This window comes from Bariatricus sp. HCP28S3_D3 (assembly GCF_052065755.1).
In the GTDB taxonomy this organism is placed as follows: Bacteria; Bacillota; Clostridia; order Lachnospirales; family Lachnospiraceae; genus Allocoprococcus.
The window spans coordinates 1-18,412 of sequence record NZ_JBQHTK010000015.1 but is presented as its reverse complement, the minus strand read 5'-3'; the positions used below and the strand labels follow the sequence as shown (position 1 = coordinate 18,412).

The following is an 18,412-nucleotide window of genomic DNA, read 5'->3' as shown; positions in this document are numbered from 1 at the left end:
ATGCGTGCTCACAAAACAACACAACTGCATATCCTGCTGAACAAATGTCTTTGTAACCCCTCATGAATGAGGGGTGGGGCGTTGAAGTGTCGGAGACACTTTTTTGTATCGTTAATATTGAACAACAAGGATGAAAACTTGCTGTGATTCGTTTTCATGACATATTGACTTCCTAACGAATATTAGGTATAATATTCCTAACGACTATTAGGAATATGAAGATTGGAGAAAAGAAATGGAAAAGATAAAAACAAAGGACAGAATTCTTTTCGCAGCGCTTGATTTGTTTTCTGAAAAGGGATATGACCAGACATCCATTGATTTAGTTGCAGAAGCTGTGGGAATAAAAGGTCCATCCATATACGCACATTATAAGGGAAAGGAAGATATTCTCGATTCCCTGATTGCCATGATGGAACATAAATATGACGAGAATTTCGGAAATAGCTCTCATTTGGATAAGATTCCGGAATCACTGGATGAATTCAAGGAAGATTGTCTGAGACGAGTTGGATTCACAATGAAGGATCCGCAGATACAAAAGGTCAGAAGATTTTGTACAAAGGAGCAGTATAGAAATGAAAAGATTGCGGCACTTACATCAAAGCACCAGCTGACCGGAAATCAGGAAATGTATGCTCTGATGTTAGAAAAAATGATGGAAAAGAATTTGATTCGCAGGTTTGATGCCAATCTGCTTGCTCTGGAAATCGTAGCACCGGTAACAGTGATGATAGAGATTGCAGACCGGGAGCCTGACAGGACGGACGAAATGTGGACGCAGATAGGTGTGCATCTGTCACATTTTGTTGAAATTTATGGGATGAAGTAAGTTGATCGTACAAACCATCACCAGTGAACAGATGAATGACAGAAAATTACGGAATGTGTAAAAGCAAATATAGGCATTGTGTAGATGAAAATGAAAAGATATTATGACACCACTTTATGCAATTTCAGCAGTATGTTTTTGGGTAACCGCACTGTAAAAAAGTAATTTCCCATTTAAGGCAGGAGATGCGTTCATGATTGGAATCTATTTTAGCGGAACTGGAAATACAAAACATTGTGTCGAAAAGTTAGTCAAACTGTTGGACGCGTCTGCTCAGAGTTTTCCGTTAGAACATACAGAGATGATTCAAATATTGACAAAGCATGACATCATTGTGCTGGGCTACCCGACGCAGTTTTCCAATGCCCCTATCATAGTGCGTGATTTTATTAAAAATCATTCTTCTCTATGGAATGGGAAAAAGGTCTTTTGCGTCAATACGATGGGGCTTTTCAGCGGTGATGGAACAGGATGTACGGCTCGAATTTTAAGAAAACGCGGGGCGACAATACTCGGCGGTTTGCAGATCAAAATGCCAGATTCCGTCTGCGACAGCAAACTGCTGAAGAAAACGCCAGAGGAAAACCGGGAGATCGTCCGTCAGGCCGACCAAAAGATAGAAGCTGCCGCACGGCAGATCAAGCAAGGAAACTACCCCCAGGACGGGCTGTCCTTCTTTTCCCACCTGAAGGGACTTTTTGGACAGCGGCTGTGGTTTTACGGCAAGACGGCGGGATACACAGACAAGCTGAAAATCAGCGAAAAATGCGTGGGCTGCGGGCTGTGCGTCTCTTTATGCCCCACGAAAAATCTCTCCCTGCGAGACGGGAAAGCCACCGCGGAAGACCGGTGTACCATGTGTTACCGCTGTATCAGCCGCTGCCCCCAAAAGGCCATCACGCTGCTCGGGGACGAGGTAATAGAGCAGTGCCGGTTTGAAAAATACGGCTCTGAGGAGTGAAAGTGCATGAGGGCGGAAAGCGGCTTATGGATAGAAAAATTGGGATGTCGATGCGTTTTCGGATGAGGGCAATGAAAAGCCGGTGTGTTTGCAATTTCAAGAGACGAGTGGCTCACCGGAGAATCAAAATTTGCGAGGATATGAAAATGGAGTATAGAACACTATCCGTGGATGAAGCAGAACAATTCTGGAGTTTGATGAACCAATTGGATTACTATATGGCAAGGGTAAGATAAATTCTCGTTTACACGACAATGACTTACGATATAAGCAGGTACAGAATAAAATGATAAATGCGCCCCGATGGGCAAGGAAGGAGTATATGAAAATGATCGTTTCGGAAAAAGAGCTTTGTAAATCGAACGAAGCGGACTCATCTTCCTCGGAAAGACTTGGAAAGGCGATAATCGCGCTTCTTGTTATTGCGGCTGTGCTGATTGCAGCCCTTGCGGGAGCGTGGACCATGTTCGGCACCCAGCTCACAGCGGCCATGACCATCGAGAAGCTGGATGATCATCTGTGGAGTATGGAATATAAGGGAGACTATGGCTTCGATGGCTTTCTGGAGCAGGGCGGGGCAAAAAGCGACGCCGAGATGGGAGACTACATCGCCTCATTCCTCTCTCACGGCTTCTGGAAGCCGGACACCTCCACCGCCGGGGGAAACTACGGCTGCTCCACCGTCGCGGTGACAAGTCCCGACGGTGCGGCCCTCTTTGGCCGCAACTTCGACTGGGAAGAATGTGACAAAATGCTGGTACATACCATCCCCAAGAATGGCTATGAGTCCATCGCCACCTGCAATTTGGACTTCCTGGGCTTTGGGGAGGACTGGAAGCCCGATGGAAGCATGGGCGATAAGTTCATGGCGCTGGCTTCCGTCTACGCTATCCTGGACGGCATGAACGAAAAGGGCCTGTGCGTGGCTGATCTCATGGTGAGCCACGAGGAGGGTGTCGACCAGAATACCGATAAGCCCGACATTACCATTGTCTCCGGTCTGCGGCTGCTGCTGGACAAGGCGGCGAATGTAGAGGAAGCGTTGGAATTGCTTTCGCAGTATGATATGCACTTTTCCCTGGGCCGCGCCCAGCACTTCTCCCTCTCCGACGCTGCCGGGCGGAGCGTGGCGGTGGAGTGGCAAAACGGCGAGATGGTGGTGACGGACACCCCGGTGGTGACCAACTTCTATCTCCACGGGGACTACGGCACCTCCGGAAGTGGACAGTCCTATGTGCGTTTTAACACGCTCACCCAGCGGCGGAATGCGGCAAAGGGCGTGATGACCGCCGAGGAAGTCCGCACCTCGCTGGCGGCTGTGGCACAGAGCAACTTCCCCGGCGAGAACGGCGGAGAGAAAACCTGCTGGAGCTGCGTCTATGACCAGCCGGAAATCGTAAACCGGCTGATCGAACAGCTGGCTCAGCGGGCGAAGTGTCTGGAGGTTTGATTTTACGAAATCAGTGACTGAAAAGAGAAGGTGTAAGCGAATGTGGAGTTACATAGCGGGGGGAGTATTCCTTGCCCTGGCAATGTATTTCATTGTCCAGGGGATACGATGCGGTGCGGCGGTGAGGGAAAGTAAAAACCGTCTTGCCGCTTACAATGCCCAGACGGCGGCATTAAGCTACGGCGAAATAACCTATGTCGATTCGGGTGAGGGCGAGGTGATTTTATCCGTCCACGGCATTTTCGGCGGCTATGACCAGGCTTATGACACCTGTAAGGACTTTTGCTCCGACTATCGGATCATCGCTCCCTCACGGTTCGGATACCTGGGAAGCGACGTTTCCGGCGACGGAACGCCCGCCAGTCAGGCGGCGGCCTATGTGGAGCTGCTGGACAAGCTGGGCATTGACAAGGTGCACCTTCTGGCCACATCGGCAGGCGGCAGCGTCGCGATCCGATTTGCCCTTGATTATCCCCAGCGCACGAAGGGTCTGATTTTATACTGCTCCGCCATGCCGCCTGTGGAGAAGCCGGAGAAATATGCCGAATATGCCGGACCGCCCCCGTTCCTGTGCAACGATTACGTCATGTTCCTGTTAAGCCCTATGTTTGAGCCGATCATGGGGATGGAGCAGTCCACCATTTACAGTATGCTACCCATAAACGACAGAAAAGTCGGCGTGATACTGGACGCTTCCGTTACCAACCCCGATATGGCGAGGGACTTTGGGGAGTATCCGATTGAGGATTTACAGGTCCCCACGCTGATTTTCCACGCAAAGGACGATAAGCTGGCAAGCTACATCGAAACGGAGAGGGCGGTAGCAAGATTCCCAAATTGCACGTTCATTTCCTTTGAAAGTGGCGGGCATTTGCTGACAGGACACGCAGAGGAAATCAAAGAAGCGGTTTCCGATTTTGTGGAAGACAGATCGCATTGACAGAACTTCTTTTGGCACATTGCCGGGGAATGGGACAGGAGGCTCAAAATGAAAATGAAACGGAAAGACAGAATCGTACTGAAAACCGCCGGGGCAATGCTTGTGCTGCTGTTGTTCTTTTTCGCGCAAGGAGCAATCGTGGTGATCACGGGAATAGAGGGCATTCCCTCCGCGCTGATCAGGGGTGCTGTAATCTGGGGGCTTGTGATTATCACATTGGCGAATTCCATCATCCGATACAAAGGAATCTTAAAGCTGGGATTTCGCAGTGCGGAAAAAGGGGCAGCGAAGAGAATGCTCTATTTTTCGCCGCTTTTGCTCATTGCCCTTTCCCCTTTTACGGCGGGAATAAACTTTAACGGTGGTGCGGCATTGATTTTAGCAAACTTGTTTTTGACGCTTGGAATCGGTATGGCGGAGGAAATCTTCTTTCGGGGCATCATCTGCGGCCTGTGGTTGGAGCGCGGCGTACCGGGAATACAAGCGGCATACATTCCGCTATCTTGGGCGGCGATAAAGGATGGTGTATAACCATATTGATTGGACAGATTTTGTTGTAGAGTAAAGGCAACACCTCACAAAGCCGTCAGGCGGTCTTTGCGCAGTGGTGTCTTAAAAGAAAAAGGGAGTGAAAATTTATGCGTGACTTTATGATGGCGGCGCTGCCGCTGGTGGTGGCCGGGATCGCTTGGCTGTGTTCTTCGCCGGACTGGCAGAAAAGAAAAAGAAGCAGGAAAAGAAAAACGGCTATGAGGCCATGGGGATGAGCCTGGGGATGTGCTTCGGGGCCGCCGTTGGCACCATTTTCCCGGAGTACATCGGCGTCACCCTGTCTATGGGGATGCTCGTCGGACTGCTGGTCGGTATGTGCGTAAAAAAATTGTGAGGAGGATACCAATGAATTTTTGCCAAAAGGAGGATTGGAGGGCAGCCGTATGGGTTCTTTGCTGAAATCAACGAGGAATACGAGAGCGCTGCCCACGGGAACCTTGCGGTATATCAGAAGCGATTATCCGGGGTGCCTTTCGGATGAAGAAGTCAGCTGGCTGCGAAAAAATGGCGTTACTACAATCATTGACCTGCGAGATAAGACTGAATATGCAGAAAAGCCATGCAGACTGGAGACGGAAAGCGGGTTTACCTACTATCATCTGCCTGTTACCGGGGGCGGAGCCGTACCAGAATCTCCGGATTCTGTTGCCGATGCTTATGTCAAGATGATAGATGGACAGATGGAGCGGATCATTTGTGCCATTGTGAAGGCGGAAAGCAATGTGCTGTACTTTTGCGGCGCGGGAAAAGACAGAACCGGCGTGGTTTCCGCGATCCTGCTGAAACAGCTCGGATTCAGCGACAGCGTGATCATCGAGGATTACATGAAAACGAAGGACAACCTGATGGACTTCCTGAAAGCGTTCGCTGCGGAGCATCCGGAGGTAAACATTCATACCATTCTCCCAAGAGAGGAGAATATAAAAAAGGTTTTGGCTGCCCTTTCCCAAATCGAGGAGAAAGCGCAAAGCGTTTTTACCGGAGAAGCGGATATATAGAAACGAAATATCGGATCAAACCTGGAGGTATATAAGTGAGTATGGAGAAAAATGCACCGTTTATGATTACGCAGGCGCGGCCGGAGGACGCCGCCGCCCTGCTGGACTATTTGAAATGCGTCGGCGGAGAGACGGACAATCTCAGCTTCGGCCCGGAGGGCGTACCGCTGGATGTAGAGGCGGAAACGCAGTATCTGGCCGCGCAGGTCGCTTCAAAGGACAATGTGCAGTATCTTGCCTGGGCGGACGGTCAAATCATCGGAGATGCCAGTTTGAACCGCAAGCCGAGGCGCATGAGCCATCGGGGCGAGTTCGGGATCAGCGTGCGAAAAGCCTATTGGGGCTACGGGGCCGCCTCCGCGCTCATGGAAGCCGTTCTTGCGTTTGCTGTGGAAAACGGCTTTGAGCAGATCAATCTGGAGGTTCGAAGCGACAATCTCCGCGCCATCCGGCTCTATGAGAAGTTCGGCTTCCGCAAGCTGTGTACCTTCCCGGCCTTCTTTAAGCTGAACGGGCAGTACATTGACTTTGATCTGATGAACCGGGACATGCGCTAAGCAGTCATGAGTAAGATTTTTTGAAAGAGGAGAAAATGAAATGAAAAAAATATTGAATAAACTTTTCATCATAGCAAGTTTAGGTTTGATCGCAGCGGGTGCAATCTTTCTGTGCGTCAGCATTTTTGACGGAAATGAGACCACGACACCATTGGCAATCGCATTGGCGTGCATATTGCTGTCAAACCTTTTTAATGTGATTCGGATGAATATGGATAAGAAATAGCAACTTGATCATGTTCAATCAAACCAAATCTGAATCCTGAAAGGAAACCATTATGAAACAGCAAAAATTTTTCGTTATTGTTATAACCGTCTGTGCCCTCCTGCTATCTCTGGCCGGGTGCGCATCCAGCTCCGCCTTTGACGGCAGCAGCGCAAAGAACGCGGATTCCTACCACTTGGATGTCAAAATCATGAACGGCACGGACACCCACACCCTGGAGCTGAAGCAGGGTGATACGCTCAAAATTTTATTCGAGACGGTGAAAGGGGCGCTGGAGATGAAGATTACGTCACCGGACGGAACATCGCTCTATCAGGGAGACGGAACCGTGACGAAATTTACCGTGGAGGCTCCTGTGGACGGTCCCTACGCAATCGTCGTTGCGGGGCAGAATGCAAAGGGCAGGATCCACGTTGATGTGGAAAAAGTGCCTGCGAGTACGGAACCGGCGGAGACACCGGAGCCGTCGAATTCCACTGTGGAAGAAGAAATCCTTCCCGCTGAGGCTCCTACCAGGGAAACGACGGACACCTCCGTTTCCATCGCGCCACCGGTGCAGGAGCATAATAATCCGGATGCCGTGACAGCGGAACCGGTACATATTCGCTGAGTGGCGATATTCTCTCCGCCGACATGACCAATGACTTTGACCAAAGCTCCATGAAAATGGAGTTTACGGCTGGGAAAACGGATGACGGGACTTTCCTGTACACAGAATATAAGGGGCTCTTGCTTTGCTGGTCGCAGGGCGAGGGCGAAACAGGAAAGGGTGGAGATGATGAAGCTGAGTCGGGTTATCCGGGAGCGGATGTGGTAGAGCTTGTGAATCTCCGCGGCGACACGACAACGGTATATAAATTAGCGGACGGCACCTATATGGATCGTATTGAACGCCGTTTTATCTATAACGGTACGGATACTTGGACTGACGAGGACGGAGTGGAGTGGAAATTGTTAGTTTTGAAAATGTAAATATCACATATCCTGAACATACACATATTGAGCCGTGTGTGATATCAGGTGTCAAATTTTTCGAAATTATAAGCGTGAAAAGATGAGAGGAGTTGGTTGATGGATGAAAAAAGATCATGCAAAAAAGCGATATATTGGAAAGATAATCGTGGCGTTTCTATTTGGAGCTGCAATCATGGCATTCATAAGATATATATCTTATGGGGGCATGAACTCCGGAACACAGGTAAATAATGAAGAATTTCTGAAAGTTGCAGAGGAAATCGATGATATTGCGATACCGGAAAATGTAAAGATATTCGCTCTTGGAGAGGCGACCCACGGAAATAAAGAATTTCAGGAATTAAAGCTTGATATGTTTAGAAAAATGGTAGAGGAATATAACTGTAAGGCCTTTGCCTTAGAAGCAGATTATGGTGGATGCTTATTGGTAAATCAATATATACACGGTGAGGGGAAAAATACGGAAGATGATGCAGTGGAAGCACTTGCTTTTCATATTTACCAGACGGATGAAATGAGGGCATTGATTCGCTATATGGCAGATTATAATAAACAGGCAAAACCGGAAGAGATGTTAAGCTTTTATGGGTTTGATATGCAAAACTCCGACTTGGATCAAAAATGTGTAGATGAAGCATTTTCAGAACTTAAGATGCAGTATACCGATATGGAAGATGCTGCGGAAACTTTAAAGAATATACCAGGGATGGAAATGTATGCGCAGGCAGCGAGATGTTATCTGCAAAATCAGGAGCTTAGTAATGCGTCAAATGTAGATTATGCAAAAATAAGGGATCATTATATGGCTGAAAACATCGACTGGATTTATGAGCATGTTCAGAAAGCAAACGAATCTATGCTTATGATTTCGGGGCATAACGGACATGTAGCAAAGAAGAGTACATATACTACATTCATGGGTGAAGAACTGTTTGAAAAATATGGTGATGATTATTTTGTCATTGGCACAGATTTTTACAAAACAGAATGCAATTTGCCTGGAAAAAATGGAAAAAGAATTACGCGAAAATTTTATTCTGCTGATCCTTTGGCAAATACAGCGTATGCCCTTGGGATGGATATGACGTATCTTGATTTTGATAAACTGCAAAAATCAGAAAAAATAAAGAACATTATCAATCAGAGTATGCTGATGGGATCACTCGGAGAGGGTTATAGCTTTTTGAATAAGATCTTACCAAATAGCTATAGAATCAATGATGTCCCAGCAGAATTATATGACGGAATGATTATTGTGATAAATGCGACACCAACAGATATAAAGCATTAATGAAAAAATATGGAGGGAGGAACAAATGATGATATGATACAGAAAAGGTTTGGCTTGGATATTCCGGTTTTTGTTATTTTGCAGGAAAAGTTAGAAGATATATTAAGCAAGGCTCCCGATTGGTGGGGAACATCTGACAAAGATATATACGATAATCTAATTTTTGTGATGTCTCTTGCTACCGCTGAAATCATTGCGGAGAAAATTGGAGAACCGACAAAAGAATTGGAACAGATATGTATTTGTGATAACACTATTTTTTGGTCTTTCGACAGGAATAAATATTGTGGATTTGGTAAATCCCGAAAAATTATTTTTTATAGGGAACAGAAACTTTGAATTTGTGGAGGATAACTATTGTGGATAAAGCAGTTATTTATATACATGGAAAAGGTGGTAATGCTGAAGAAGCTATTCATTACAAACCGCTCTTTAGTAATTGTGATGTGATTGGTCTCGACTATACTGCACAGTTTCCATGGGAAGCAAAAGAAGAATTTCCATTACTTTTTAATTCAATTTATAGAAACTACAAGACTGTTGAAGTAATTGCCAATAGTATTGGAGCGTATTTTGCTATCAATGCCTTATCAAATCAGCAAATAGAGAAAGCATATTTTATTTCGCCCGTTGTAGATATGGAAAGGCTTATTGCTGATATGATGATTTGGGCAAATGTTACAGAGGATGAACTCAAAGAGAAAAAAGAAATTCAGACAACCTTTGGAGAGACTCTTTCATGGGATTATCTTTGCTATGCAAGAGAAAATCCTATTATATGGGAAATCCCAACGCACATTTTGTATGGTGAAAAAGATAATCTTACCGCTTATGGAACGATATTTGAATTTGTACAGAGGACTAATTCAACACTTTCTATTATGAAAAATGGAGAGCATTGGTTTCATACGGATGAACAAATGAAATTTCTTGATGAATGGATAATAAAATCTTCCAAATAAATTCAAGTTTACAGAACTGAATCAAAAGAGCTCGAAGGAGCTCTTTTTCCTTTTTTATAATAGTATCATTATGGTATAATAGAGGCATTAAAATCGGAAGTTGGAGGATACACGCATGAAAATTGTAATCATTAATGGAAGTGCCAGAAAAGGAAATACGCTGGCAGCAATCAATGCATTTATAAAAGGAGCGTCAGAAAAGAATAAAATTGAAATCATTGAACCCGACAAACTCAACATTGCACCATGCAAGGGATGTGGTGTCTGTCAATGCTTTAAGGGATGCGTCGATAAGGATGATACAAATTCTACCATTGATAAAATTGCTGCCGCAGATATGATTCTTTTTGCTACACCAGTTTATTGGTGGGGAATGTCAGCACAATTGAAACTTATCATTGATAAGTGCTACTGCCGTGGATTGCAGTTAAAAAACAAAAAAGTTGGCACAATTGTTGTAGGTGGTTCTCCCGTAGGCAGCATCCAGTATGAGCTGATTGATAAACAGTTTGACTGTATGGCAAAATATCTTTCATGGGATATGCTTTTCAAAAAATCATATTATGCAACAGCCAGAGATGAACTTGAAAAAAATAAGGATTCCATGAACGAACTTGAGTGGATTGGAAAAAATTTATAAAGCACACACCAAATTCCAGTCTTGCACTCTGTTGATGTGCTGATTTTTCTGCGCTATACTCCTTCAAAAAGGGGGGTGTTTTTATGGGTAAAGAAATCTATAACATTATCAATGATATGGCAGAGGTACTAAATGCATCACAGATGCAGAAATTGCAAGAAGTTTTAATAAATCGTTTGTCAGAGAATAATACAGTTGACTATTTACAAACCGGTAATGAGGAATTTCTTGATATGTTTTTAACTGCCAAGCATTTAGAAGGATGTTCTGACAAAACGATACGCTATTATAGGTGTAATATTGAGAAGATGCTGGAGTCAATTAACATACCGGTGATAAAGATATCTACCGAAATGTTACGAAAATATCTTGTAGAGTATCAAGCAATAGATAATTGTGGAAAGGTGACTATTGATAATATTCGTAGAAGCCTTTCCACATTCTTTTCTTGGTTGGAGGAAGAAGATTATATAATAAAAAGTCCGATGAAAAGAATTCATAAGGTGAAGACAGCGATTATTGTAAAAGATACTATTTCAGATGAGAAAGTTGAGATTCTTAGGGATAATTGTAATAATTTACGTGATAGGGCAATGATTGATTTCTTGCTTTCGACAGGAATTCGGGTAGGTGAATTGGTAAGATTGAACATTGATGATATAGATTTCTCAGAACGTGAATGTGTTGTTTATGGAAAAGGAGATAAAGAACGTAAAGCTTATTTTGATGCAAAGACAAAGATTCATTTGATAAACTATATCGAATCAAGGACAGATAATAATAGTGCATTATTTGTTTCTCTGAATAAACCACACAATAGACTTACTGAAAGTGGTGTAGAATTACGCTTGCGAGAAATGGGTAAGAAGTTAGGTGTAGAAAAGGTGCATCCACATAAATTCAGGAGAACTATGGCAACTAGAGCAATTGAAAAGGGAATGCCGATAGAACAAGTACAGAAGATACTTGGACATGAACAGATAGATACAACGCTTAGATATGCTATGGTAAATCAGAATAATGTGAAAATGTCCCATAGAAAATATATTTCTTAGTGATTGATAAAAAGAGAAATAAGGGTTATAATTAATTTGGCAAGATAAAATTATGATAGAATTTGGATAAGGAGGTTGCTATGATACAGATAAGACCAGTTTCGGACTTGAGAAATAAATTTCCTGATATTGAAAAAGCGGTTGGAGGAGGAGAACCGGTATTTTTAACAAAGAATGGATATGGTGCAATGGTTGTATTAAGCTTAGAGGCGTACTCGAAACTTACAGATGGTGTTGAGGTTGCATTGGACGAGGCGGACAGATACGCATCAGAAAATGAAAAAAGATATACACATGAAGAAGTTTTTTCAAATCTTCGAAGGAGGGTAAATGGCTGATACACAGTATGAATTAAGGTATTTACCTTTATTTTACGAGGATTTAGAACAAAAAGTTATATATATCAGAAACTTTGCATAATGAAAAAGCGGCAAATGATTTATTAGATGCAGTTGAAAAAGCGATAATGGAAAGATTACCTATTGCGGAATCATTTGAACCATTTCGCTCTGTAAAAGAAAGGCAATACAAATACTATCGTATTTATGTTAAGAATTTTGTTATTTAGTATGTTGTAATAGATGGTATTGGTTCTAAAAAAATCATGGAAGTTAGACGTTTTTTATATAATAAACAAGACCGTGAACAGTTGATATAAATCAATCAACTACGCGGTGAATTTGAATTTGTGGAGGTGTTCTTTACATTGCAAACATCAGAGAGCTTTAGATTAAGTGCTGTCCTGGCGTTTTCAGGTGGATTTCAGGATGCATATACTTACAATATGAGAGACCATGTTTTTGCAAATGCTCAGACAGGTAATGTTGTTCTGATGAGTCAGAATTTTATGCAAGGCAATGCGGTTATGGGGTTTCATTATATGTTTCCTTTGCTTTCATTTGCTGCAGGAATTTTTATTGCCGAGCAAATTGAAAACAAGTTCAAGAACAGTAAGGACATACACTGGAGACAAATCATTCTGTTTATAGAAATACTAATGCTTGGCCTTGTCGGATTTATGCCACTCAAATTAAATATGTTTGCTAATATGTTAGTTTCCTTTTCATGTGCTATGCAGGTGCAGACTTTTAGAAAAGTGCATGGATACGGATATGCGAGCACTATGTGTATAGGAAATTTAAGAAGCGGAACAGAAAGCTTATCACATTACCTCCGGAATAAGGATAAGGAATCTTTATATAAAGCACTTCATTTTTGGGGTATAATTATCATTTTTGCAATCGGAGCCGGAAGCGGAGGAGTTCTATCTAATATCTGGGGTATAAAAACGATTCTGGTTTCCCCAATACTCTTAACTTTCGTTATTATAATGATGATTAAGGAGTACCGGTAAATTTCAGTTTGACGATTTGATGCTTGACAAGTGAATTATAATAAGAAGAAAAAGATATCACTTCCCCAGCGTTGTAATATCTCTTTTTTCGTGAAAGAAAAGACTACTCTGCAACCCTCCATAGAATGAAAAGTAGTCTAATCCAATGCCCGGATAGAGGGCGATGCATCTCCTGTGTTTAGGGGGTGCAAAAGGGGGTGCAACCGTTGGATTGTATCAAAATGGTGGTTGCGATGAAGAATGGAATCAGCAGTTGTCCGAATTGCAAAGCCATAGATGAAGTGATTATTGAAAATGCATTTGTGGATGCGTTCCAGCTTCTGGCAGACAACTTTGATGATGTCCTTGATTCAGTGTTGAACACCATTGAAGATGTATTGAAAGACGATACTGAATTAAAAAGAGTGAAACAGCTGGAAAAGGATATTAGTAGTATCGAAACGAAAAAAGCAGGTTAACAGATCTGCTGATTGATGGTAAAATAGAGCAGGAAGATTATGATGAAAAGAAGCTGAGTTTTCAGAGAAAACTTCATCAGATGACAGAAGAAAAGGCTTATCTGGAAGAAAATATCGGGCAGCAGAAAAATATAAGCAAGCGTATGGATCAGCTCCGTAAGACACTGGAAAATGAAGACATTCTGGATGAATTTGATCGTATTGTGTTTGAAAGCATTGTGGAAAAGGTAATTGTCGGTGGATACGATGAAAACGGGAATCCTTCCCCATATAAACTGACTTTTGTTTTGAAATGTAATCAGGATTTGAAAGTAAACGATGCAAAAGCAGAATATCGAAGTAAACAGAAAGGAAAAAAGGTGTCATGATGGAGCAGGATAGAAAAGAGTATTTGGATAAAGATGAATCGGAAAAAATGTGTTCATCAAAGATTGGCGAGGCTGGGGAAATGTGTTCTCCAGCCGATACCGACACATGTGGAGACGGTTGTTCTTTTACAACGGAAATAAGCGGTTTTTCAAGTGTTTGTATGGTGAGTTCAGTCTATTTGCCACCGATTTGCCACCCACAAAAATAAAACCATGTGAAAACAAGAAAAGCGGTTGAACATTGAGCAGTTCAACCGCTTTTTGGTTGTGCGCCTGTAACGATTTTTTAAATACATCAACAGCGGTCTGTTGCATCGCATCAGTATTGAAAGTATAAGTTTACAATGTGGTTTCGGTATTCTTGTATTTATCTTGACATATATATCGCAGTGTGATATATAATATATAACGAAGTGCGATACATATTACTGCGATGTATGAAGAACGAAAGGAGGCACTGACAGATGGATACACATATTAAAAAAGTATATGTTCCAATGACGGAGACAGGGTTCTACATCCTGTTATGCTTAAAAGAACCAAATCATGGATACGGAATTGTTCAAAAGGTAAAGGATCTTACGAATGGAGATATCGTTCTTGCGCCGGGCACAATGTATGGCAGTCTGTCCAAGATGGAAAAAGATGGATTAATCTGTTTCCTAAGAGAAGAAGAAAAGCGAAAAATATATGTAATTACAGATTTGGGACAAGAAGTACTGGAAATTGAAATGAAGAGGATTGAGAGATTGTATCGGAATATGAAGGAGATGAGATAATGGGAAAAGTTAAAACGGTATTTAAATTTTATACAATTCCGGAGTACAGGAAAGAAGAAGAATTCCTCAGCTCCATGCATAGACAAGGCTGGAAATTTACGAAAGTGACATTTCCTGGATTTTATCATTTTGAACAATGTGAGCCGGAAAATGTAACCTATAGGCTGGATTACAACCAGGACGGAGTTGCGAATAAAGCGGAATATGTTCAGATGTTTTCTGATTGCGGCTGGGAATATCTGTTTGACTTTGTCGGGTATAGCTATTTCCGAAAAGCATCCGATGAAGCCGATATGAATGAAGAAATCTTTTGTGATGATGATTCCAGACTTGATATGATGAAGCGTGTTTATAAAGGCAAGGTAATGCCGCTAGTTATCATTTTTTTATGCATAATCCTTCCACAGTTAATCATGAACACCGTGGGATATGGTAGCGGAAGTATCGTACAGGATGTACTTTCAATTACCTTTTTGTTTTTAGGGATTCTGTATATTGTATTACTTGGTTCTTTTTCTGTTCAGTTTTATCAGTATGAAAAAAGTGTACATCCGGAGGATAATAGACGAAAAGTAAAGTATTGTGGAATTATGGCAGGTCTTGTAATAAGTGCATTCATAATGATGGGAGCAGTATGGTTCTCATTTTCATCAGATTATACGCTTCATGAGTATGAAAATGGGTTCATAGTAGAAGCTGACCGATTAAATAAAAGTATCGTAAAAGAATATAATTTGAAGAAGGGAGACAGCGTTGCGGTTTCTCATGAGGCTGAAGGCGGGGAACTCTATATCAGTATAAAAAAGGAAAATGAGGAACCTGTTTTTTATGGAAATACGTTTGGAGAATGGGATGATTTTTCTGTGAATATACAGGAGGATGGCTGTTATCAAATAACGTGTTCCGGAAAGAAAGCTAAAGGTACAGTAAGATTTACTATAAAATAAAAGTCCAAATATTGTGGGGATGGTGAGCTGGACATATCATGTCCCATAGGCGGATTTATGGACATTGCTCACTTTGTGTCCTGTAAATTTGTCATAGCAGGAGGTATTCTGTTCTCAGAAAGGAGGTCACAAATTTATGGATCAAGTAAAAATCGGAAGCTTTATCAAAGAGCTCCGGAAGGAGAAGGGGCTTACACAGGAACAACTGGCAGAACAATTTCAGGTATCAAGAAGAACCATCTCAAGATGGGAGACCGGAAGTAATTTGCCGGATTTGGATCTTCTCATTGAAATGGCGGATTATTATGATGTGGATCTGCGGGAAATTTTAGATGGGGAAAGGAAAAGCGAGAAAATGGATAAAGAATTAGAAGAGACTGTATTAAAAGTTGCAGATTATAGTAATGAAGAAAAACAGAAATTGACAAGGCGTATGCATTGGTTGTTTATCGGAGGATTTATCGCAGCGGTTATTTATATGATTCTGGTGTTCAGTGATCGGGCGGATAATTTCCTCGGAGGATTGTGCTTGGGAATTACATTTGGCATGATGATCGTTGGAGTGATTATGACGAGTAAATACGCGGCCCGGCTCAGAGCGTTCAAAATGCGGCTTCTGCATAGAAAGTAACAAGGAAAATCTGTTGGACAGATGATAATGGGTATAAAAAAACACAAGGGCAGGAGGTCCTTGTGTTTTTTGGCAAATATCTTTTTCAATTATATGTCTTTGGACGAGAATCCTGCTAAACCGAAGGCAGCAGGGCCGCCATGCGTGGTAATCACTCCGCCTGCCTGAATCCAGTTTACCTGGAGAAATCCACATTCTTTTGCAGTTTCTTCAGCACTGATGCGGATTTCGTCCTGCAAACCGATGGTATATACAAGCCATAGAGTATCACGCTTCAGAGCATAGCTGTCGGCATAATCTTTGATAAGCTGGGAAGCGATCTTTTTCATTTCCCCGCGATACTTTTTGGTGGCAACCAGCTTGCCATCCAGTATTTCAATGCAGGGATGGAGGTTTAAAATGCGGCTTCCCATGCACACTGCGTTACTGACACGGCCACCGGCACGAAGAAATTCCAGATTATCAGGAAGAAAACACATTTTCGCGCGTGCAATCAAGTCATTAGCGGCCGCCAACACTTCATGGATGGATAATTCGGGATTCTTTTTCAGGAGTTTGGCATTTCTATAACAATGGCTGCCTGTCCTACAGAGACCTGTTTGGTGTCGATGGCGGTGACATAGTCTCTGTCTTCTGCGGCAAGCATTGCACTTTGATAAGAGCAGGTGGTTGCTGCGGAATAAGCCAGATAAAGAATCTGCGCTGTCGGATTGATGTTGTGAATTTCATCAAATATATTTATGAAATCCTCAGGGGAGCTTCCGCTGGTTCTTGGAAGTTTTCTGGTGTCATGATAGTAATCGCAGATCTTCTGAACCGGAAAAGAACCGTCGTCAAGTGTTTCTGAGTCAAAAGCAACATGCATGGGAACGAGTTGTATGTCATACTGAGTGGCAAGTTCAGGGGTCAGATCAGAACCGGTCTCTGCAACAAGAATAATTGGAACCATAGGAAATCTCCTTTCAGGTGTAATTGCTTATTCTGTCTCAAAACAGAACACTAATAATAGAACACATAGTTTCAAAAACTGCGTCAAGATTTTTTTTGAACAATGTGAGGCGGCGGGAAATGAAAAGACTCTTTATCTTGCTGCATAAAATCAGAAAATTTTATTTTACTTAAAAAATATTTGGAAAATATATTGACATAATCATAGAAGAGTGATAATATAAACTTAACAAAAGAAAAGAAGAGACAACTTCAAAAAACAGGAGGTAGGTCCAATGAAATAGATAATTTGAATTGGACAAAATCAATAGAAAGAGGGGTTATACAGTGAAACTTCTAGAATATCATTAAAAGAGCTATTTGATTTGTAAAGAAAATCAAATAGCTCTTTTTTTGTAATGCCGCGGTATCGGAAAGAGAGTGCATTTATGTAATACTATACAAAGATTTACAAGATGGCAGCAGTACGCAAGGACTGAACACAAAATTGCGCAGGTTCCCGAAACGGGAATATGGTCGAGAATGGTGATCTTATTCGGTTGCATCGCGCTCCATAGTCTCATTTATCGCCCGGATAACAAATTGGTTCATGCTCTCCTGCTGCCGATCAGCGTGTGCTTTTATCACGGCTTTCTGTCCCTTTGGTACACGAATCCGGATATCTTCAACGGTTTCTTTGAGATATTTAGCTGTTGCGCGTCTGCGTGCATCGGTTTGACCTTTATATGTATTCTTTCTTTCTTCTGTCATTTTCAATTCTCCTTCAATGCATAAATGGGGGCCCTAAATTAGGGTGCTCCTTCTCCACCTTACAATAATATTATAACAGATGTAAATATGTGTGTCCACATAGTATAATATAATCAAAGATAAGGAACGGGACAGCCGGAAGAAACGGTGAAAGGCCGTGATTGCCGAAAGTGTCCGATACTCGGAACCATATCCCTTTGAGCCTGGCGGGCAATAGGAACGAAGATGATCCGAGGGCAGTCCAATCCGATTCTAAATTATGGAAAGGTGGCATACATGATGAAGAAATTTGACTTAAGAAAAATCATGCTGAAGGCGTGGGAGATCTTCCGCAAGTTCGCCGATCTGAGCTTTGCAGAATGCCTTCATAGAGCATGGTTAAGCGCAAAAGTGGCAGAGCTCAATGAGAAACGTATCCAGGCGGCGAAGATGGCAGCAGTCAATAGCTGCCCTTTTTCTATGTGTTTTCTGCCCAAGATTTGTCCAAGATTGCATGGACAAAGATAAATTATGATAATATGAAAATGTGAAGAAACTTTGATTTTATGCGGTTTGTTAAACAATCGAAAATCGTGATAAAACAATAACTTTTAAACGACAAGTTCAATGACAAATAAAGAATCTTCCTTTAACAAGATATAGCAAGAATTCTCCCACCTCTTTAGGTGGCGAGATGAATTGCAAAAAATATAAGAGAACACTTGTTCTAAGGTGCCGGATGTGGTATAATATAATCAG

The 18,412-nt window shown here is 42.4% G+C and carries 26 protein-coding genes and 1 pseudogene; 25 read left to right on the top strand and 2 right to left on the bottom strand.

Annotated elements, in window-relative coordinates:
* The first annotated feature begins 235 nt into the window (after positions 1-235).
* The 24 genes from ACTNB3_RS10430 (at position 236) to ACTNB3_RS10315 (ending at position 15,976) form a co-directional block, all read left to right on the top strand.
* Positions 236-832: a TetR/AcrR family transcriptional regulator gene (locus ACTNB3_RS10430; RefSeq protein ID WP_154431767.1), complete on the top strand. Its 597-nt coding sequence runs from the start codon at positions 236-238 to the stop codon at positions 830-832.
* Between the two features lie 193 nt (positions 833-1,025).
* Positions 1,026-1,793, top strand: coding sequence for an EFR1 family ferrodoxin (locus ACTNB3_RS10425; RefSeq protein ID WP_427806836.1), 768 nt, complete (start codon positions 1,026-1,028; stop codon positions 1,791-1,793).
* A 322-nt stretch (positions 1,794-2,115) separates the two neighbouring features.
* On the top strand, positions 2,116-3,243 hold the full coding sequence (locus ACTNB3_RS10420) for a linear amide C-N hydrolase (protein ID WP_441025451.1): 1,128 nt from the start codon (positions 2,116-2,118) through the stop codon (positions 3,241-3,243).
* 40 nt (positions 3,244-3,283) lie between these two features.
* Positions 3,284-4,183, top strand: coding sequence for an alpha/beta fold hydrolase (locus ACTNB3_RS10415; protein ID WP_441025449.1), 900 nt, complete (start codon positions 3,284-3,286; stop codon positions 4,181-4,183).
* Positions 4,184-4,231: 48 nt separating this feature from the next.
* Positions 4,232-4,714 (top strand): hypothetical protein, encoded by a 483-nt coding sequence (locus ACTNB3_RS10410; protein ID WP_427819979.1) that lies wholly within the window; start codon positions 4,232-4,234, stop codon positions 4,712-4,714.
* A 157-nt stretch (positions 4,715-4,871) separates the two neighbouring features.
* A complete protein-coding gene (locus ACTNB3_RS10405; RefSeq protein WP_441018190.1) occupies positions 4,872-5,069 on the top strand; it encodes a hypothetical protein in 198 nt (65 codons plus the stop codon).
* Between the two features lie 49 nt (positions 5,070-5,118).
* Positions 5,119-5,733 (top strand): tyrosine-protein phosphatase, encoded by a 615-nt coding sequence (locus ACTNB3_RS10400; RefSeq protein ID WP_441025446.1) that lies wholly within the window; start codon positions 5,119-5,121, stop codon positions 5,731-5,733.
* 41 nt (positions 5,734-5,774) lie between these two features.
* A complete protein-coding gene (locus ACTNB3_RS10395; RefSeq protein WP_427819996.1) occupies positions 5,775-6,290 on the top strand; it encodes a GNAT family N-acetyltransferase in 516 nt (171 codons plus the stop codon).
* A gap of 40 nt (positions 6,291-6,330) precedes the next feature.
* Positions 6,331-6,516 (top strand): hypothetical protein, encoded by a 186-nt coding sequence (locus ACTNB3_RS10390; protein WP_427806826.1) that lies wholly within the window; start codon positions 6,331-6,333, stop codon positions 6,514-6,516.
* A 52-nt stretch (positions 6,517-6,568) separates the two neighbouring features.
* Entirely contained in the window at positions 6,569-7,126 is a 558-nt protein-coding gene (locus ACTNB3_RS10385) for a hypothetical protein (RefSeq protein WP_441025443.1), read from the top strand.
* A gap of 50 nt (positions 7,127-7,176) precedes the next feature.
* On the top strand, positions 7,177-7,488 hold the full coding sequence (locus ACTNB3_RS10380) for a hypothetical protein (protein ID WP_441025440.1): 312 nt from the start codon (positions 7,177-7,179) through the stop codon (positions 7,486-7,488).
* Positions 7,489-7,591: 103 nt separating this feature from the next.
* A complete protein-coding gene (locus ACTNB3_RS10375; protein WP_441025438.1) occupies positions 7,592-8,782 on the top strand; it encodes an erythromycin esterase family protein in 1,191 nt (396 codons plus the stop codon).
* 33 nt (positions 8,783-8,815) lie between these two features.
* The gene (locus tag ACTNB3_RS10370; RefSeq protein WP_441025435.1) at positions 8,816-9,121 is read left to right on the top strand and encodes a DUF1697 domain-containing protein; all 306 of its coding nucleotides are present in this window, start codon (positions 8,816-8,818) and stop codon (positions 9,119-9,121) included.
* 20 nt (positions 9,122-9,141) lie between these two features.
* Positions 9,142-9,744 carry an alpha/beta hydrolase gene (locus tag ACTNB3_RS10365; RefSeq protein WP_005337276.1) on the top strand — a complete coding sequence of 201 codons (603 nt, stop codon included), beginning with the start codon at positions 9,142-9,144 and terminating at the stop codon, positions 9,742-9,744.
* Between the two features lie 115 nt (positions 9,745-9,859).
* Positions 9,860-10,384: a flavodoxin family protein gene (locus tag ACTNB3_RS10360; RefSeq protein WP_441025431.1), complete on the top strand. Its 525-nt coding sequence runs from the start codon at positions 9,860-9,862 to the stop codon at positions 10,382-10,384.
* A gap of 83 nt (positions 10,385-10,467) precedes the next feature.
* Positions 10,468-11,439, top strand: coding sequence for a site-specific tyrosine recombinase/integron integrase (gene xerA / locus ACTNB3_RS10355; protein ID WP_427819989.1), 972 nt, complete (start codon positions 10,468-10,470; stop codon positions 11,437-11,439).
* An 80-nt stretch (positions 11,440-11,519) separates the two neighbouring features.
* On the top strand, positions 11,520-11,777 hold the full coding sequence (locus tag ACTNB3_RS10350) for a type II toxin-antitoxin system Phd/YefM family antitoxin (RefSeq protein ID WP_441025428.1): 258 nt from the start codon (positions 11,520-11,522) through the stop codon (positions 11,775-11,777).
* A 368-nt stretch (positions 11,778-12,145) separates the two neighbouring features.
* A complete protein-coding gene (locus ACTNB3_RS10345) occupies positions 12,146-12,793 on the top strand; it encodes a YoaK family protein (protein WP_441025426.1) in 648 nt (215 codons plus the stop codon).
* A 206-nt stretch (positions 12,794-12,999) separates the two neighbouring features.
* Entirely contained in the window at positions 13,000-13,251 is a 252-nt protein-coding gene (locus tag ACTNB3_RS10340; RefSeq protein ID WP_441025423.1) for a hypothetical protein, read from the top strand.
* Positions 13,252-13,331: 80 nt separating this feature from the next.
* A complete protein-coding gene (locus tag ACTNB3_RS10335) occupies positions 13,332-13,619 on the top strand; it encodes a hypothetical protein (RefSeq protein WP_441025420.1) in 288 nt (95 codons plus the stop codon).
* A complete protein-coding gene (locus ACTNB3_RS10330; protein WP_441025417.1) occupies positions 13,616-13,828 on the top strand; it encodes a hypothetical protein in 213 nt (70 codons plus the stop codon). Before ACTNB3_RS10335 ends, ACTNB3_RS10330 begins: the two co-directional genes overlap by 4 nt.
* Positions 13,829-14,083: 255 nt before the next feature.
* The gene (locus ACTNB3_RS10325; protein ID WP_427808702.1) at positions 14,084-14,398 is read left to right on the top strand and encodes a PadR family transcriptional regulator; all 315 of its coding nucleotides are present in this window, start codon (positions 14,084-14,086) and stop codon (positions 14,396-14,398) included.
* On the top strand, positions 14,398-15,345 hold the full coding sequence (locus ACTNB3_RS10320) for a DUF2812 domain-containing protein (protein WP_441025414.1): 948 nt from the start codon (positions 14,398-14,400) through the stop codon (positions 15,343-15,345). Before ACTNB3_RS10325 ends, ACTNB3_RS10320 begins: the two co-directional genes overlap by 1 nt.
* A gap of 136 nt (positions 15,346-15,481) precedes the next feature.
* A complete protein-coding gene (locus ACTNB3_RS10315) occupies positions 15,482-15,976 on the top strand; it encodes a helix-turn-helix domain-containing protein (protein WP_441025412.1) in 495 nt (164 codons plus the stop codon).
* 89 nt (positions 15,977-16,065) lie between these two features.
* On the opposite strand, the pseudogene ACTNB3_RS10310 reads toward ACTNB3_RS10315, so the two are convergent.
* Positions 16,066-16,925: pseudogene (locus ACTNB3_RS10310) on the bottom strand (DegV family protein).
* Between the two features lie 530 nt (positions 16,926-17,455).
* Positions 17,456-17,674 carry a hypothetical protein gene (locus ACTNB3_RS10305; RefSeq protein WP_441025409.1) on the bottom strand — a complete coding sequence of 73 codons (219 nt, stop codon included), beginning with the start codon at positions 17,672-17,674 and terminating at the stop codon, positions 17,456-17,458.
* Between the two features lie 276 nt (positions 17,675-17,950).
* Between ACTNB3_RS10305 and ACTNB3_RS10300 the strand changes: the two genes are divergently transcribed.
* Positions 17,951-18,181, top strand: coding sequence for a hypothetical protein (locus tag ACTNB3_RS10300; protein WP_441025406.1), 231 nt, complete (start codon positions 17,951-17,953; stop codon positions 18,179-18,181).
* Positions 18,182-18,412 lie beyond the last annotated feature (231 nt).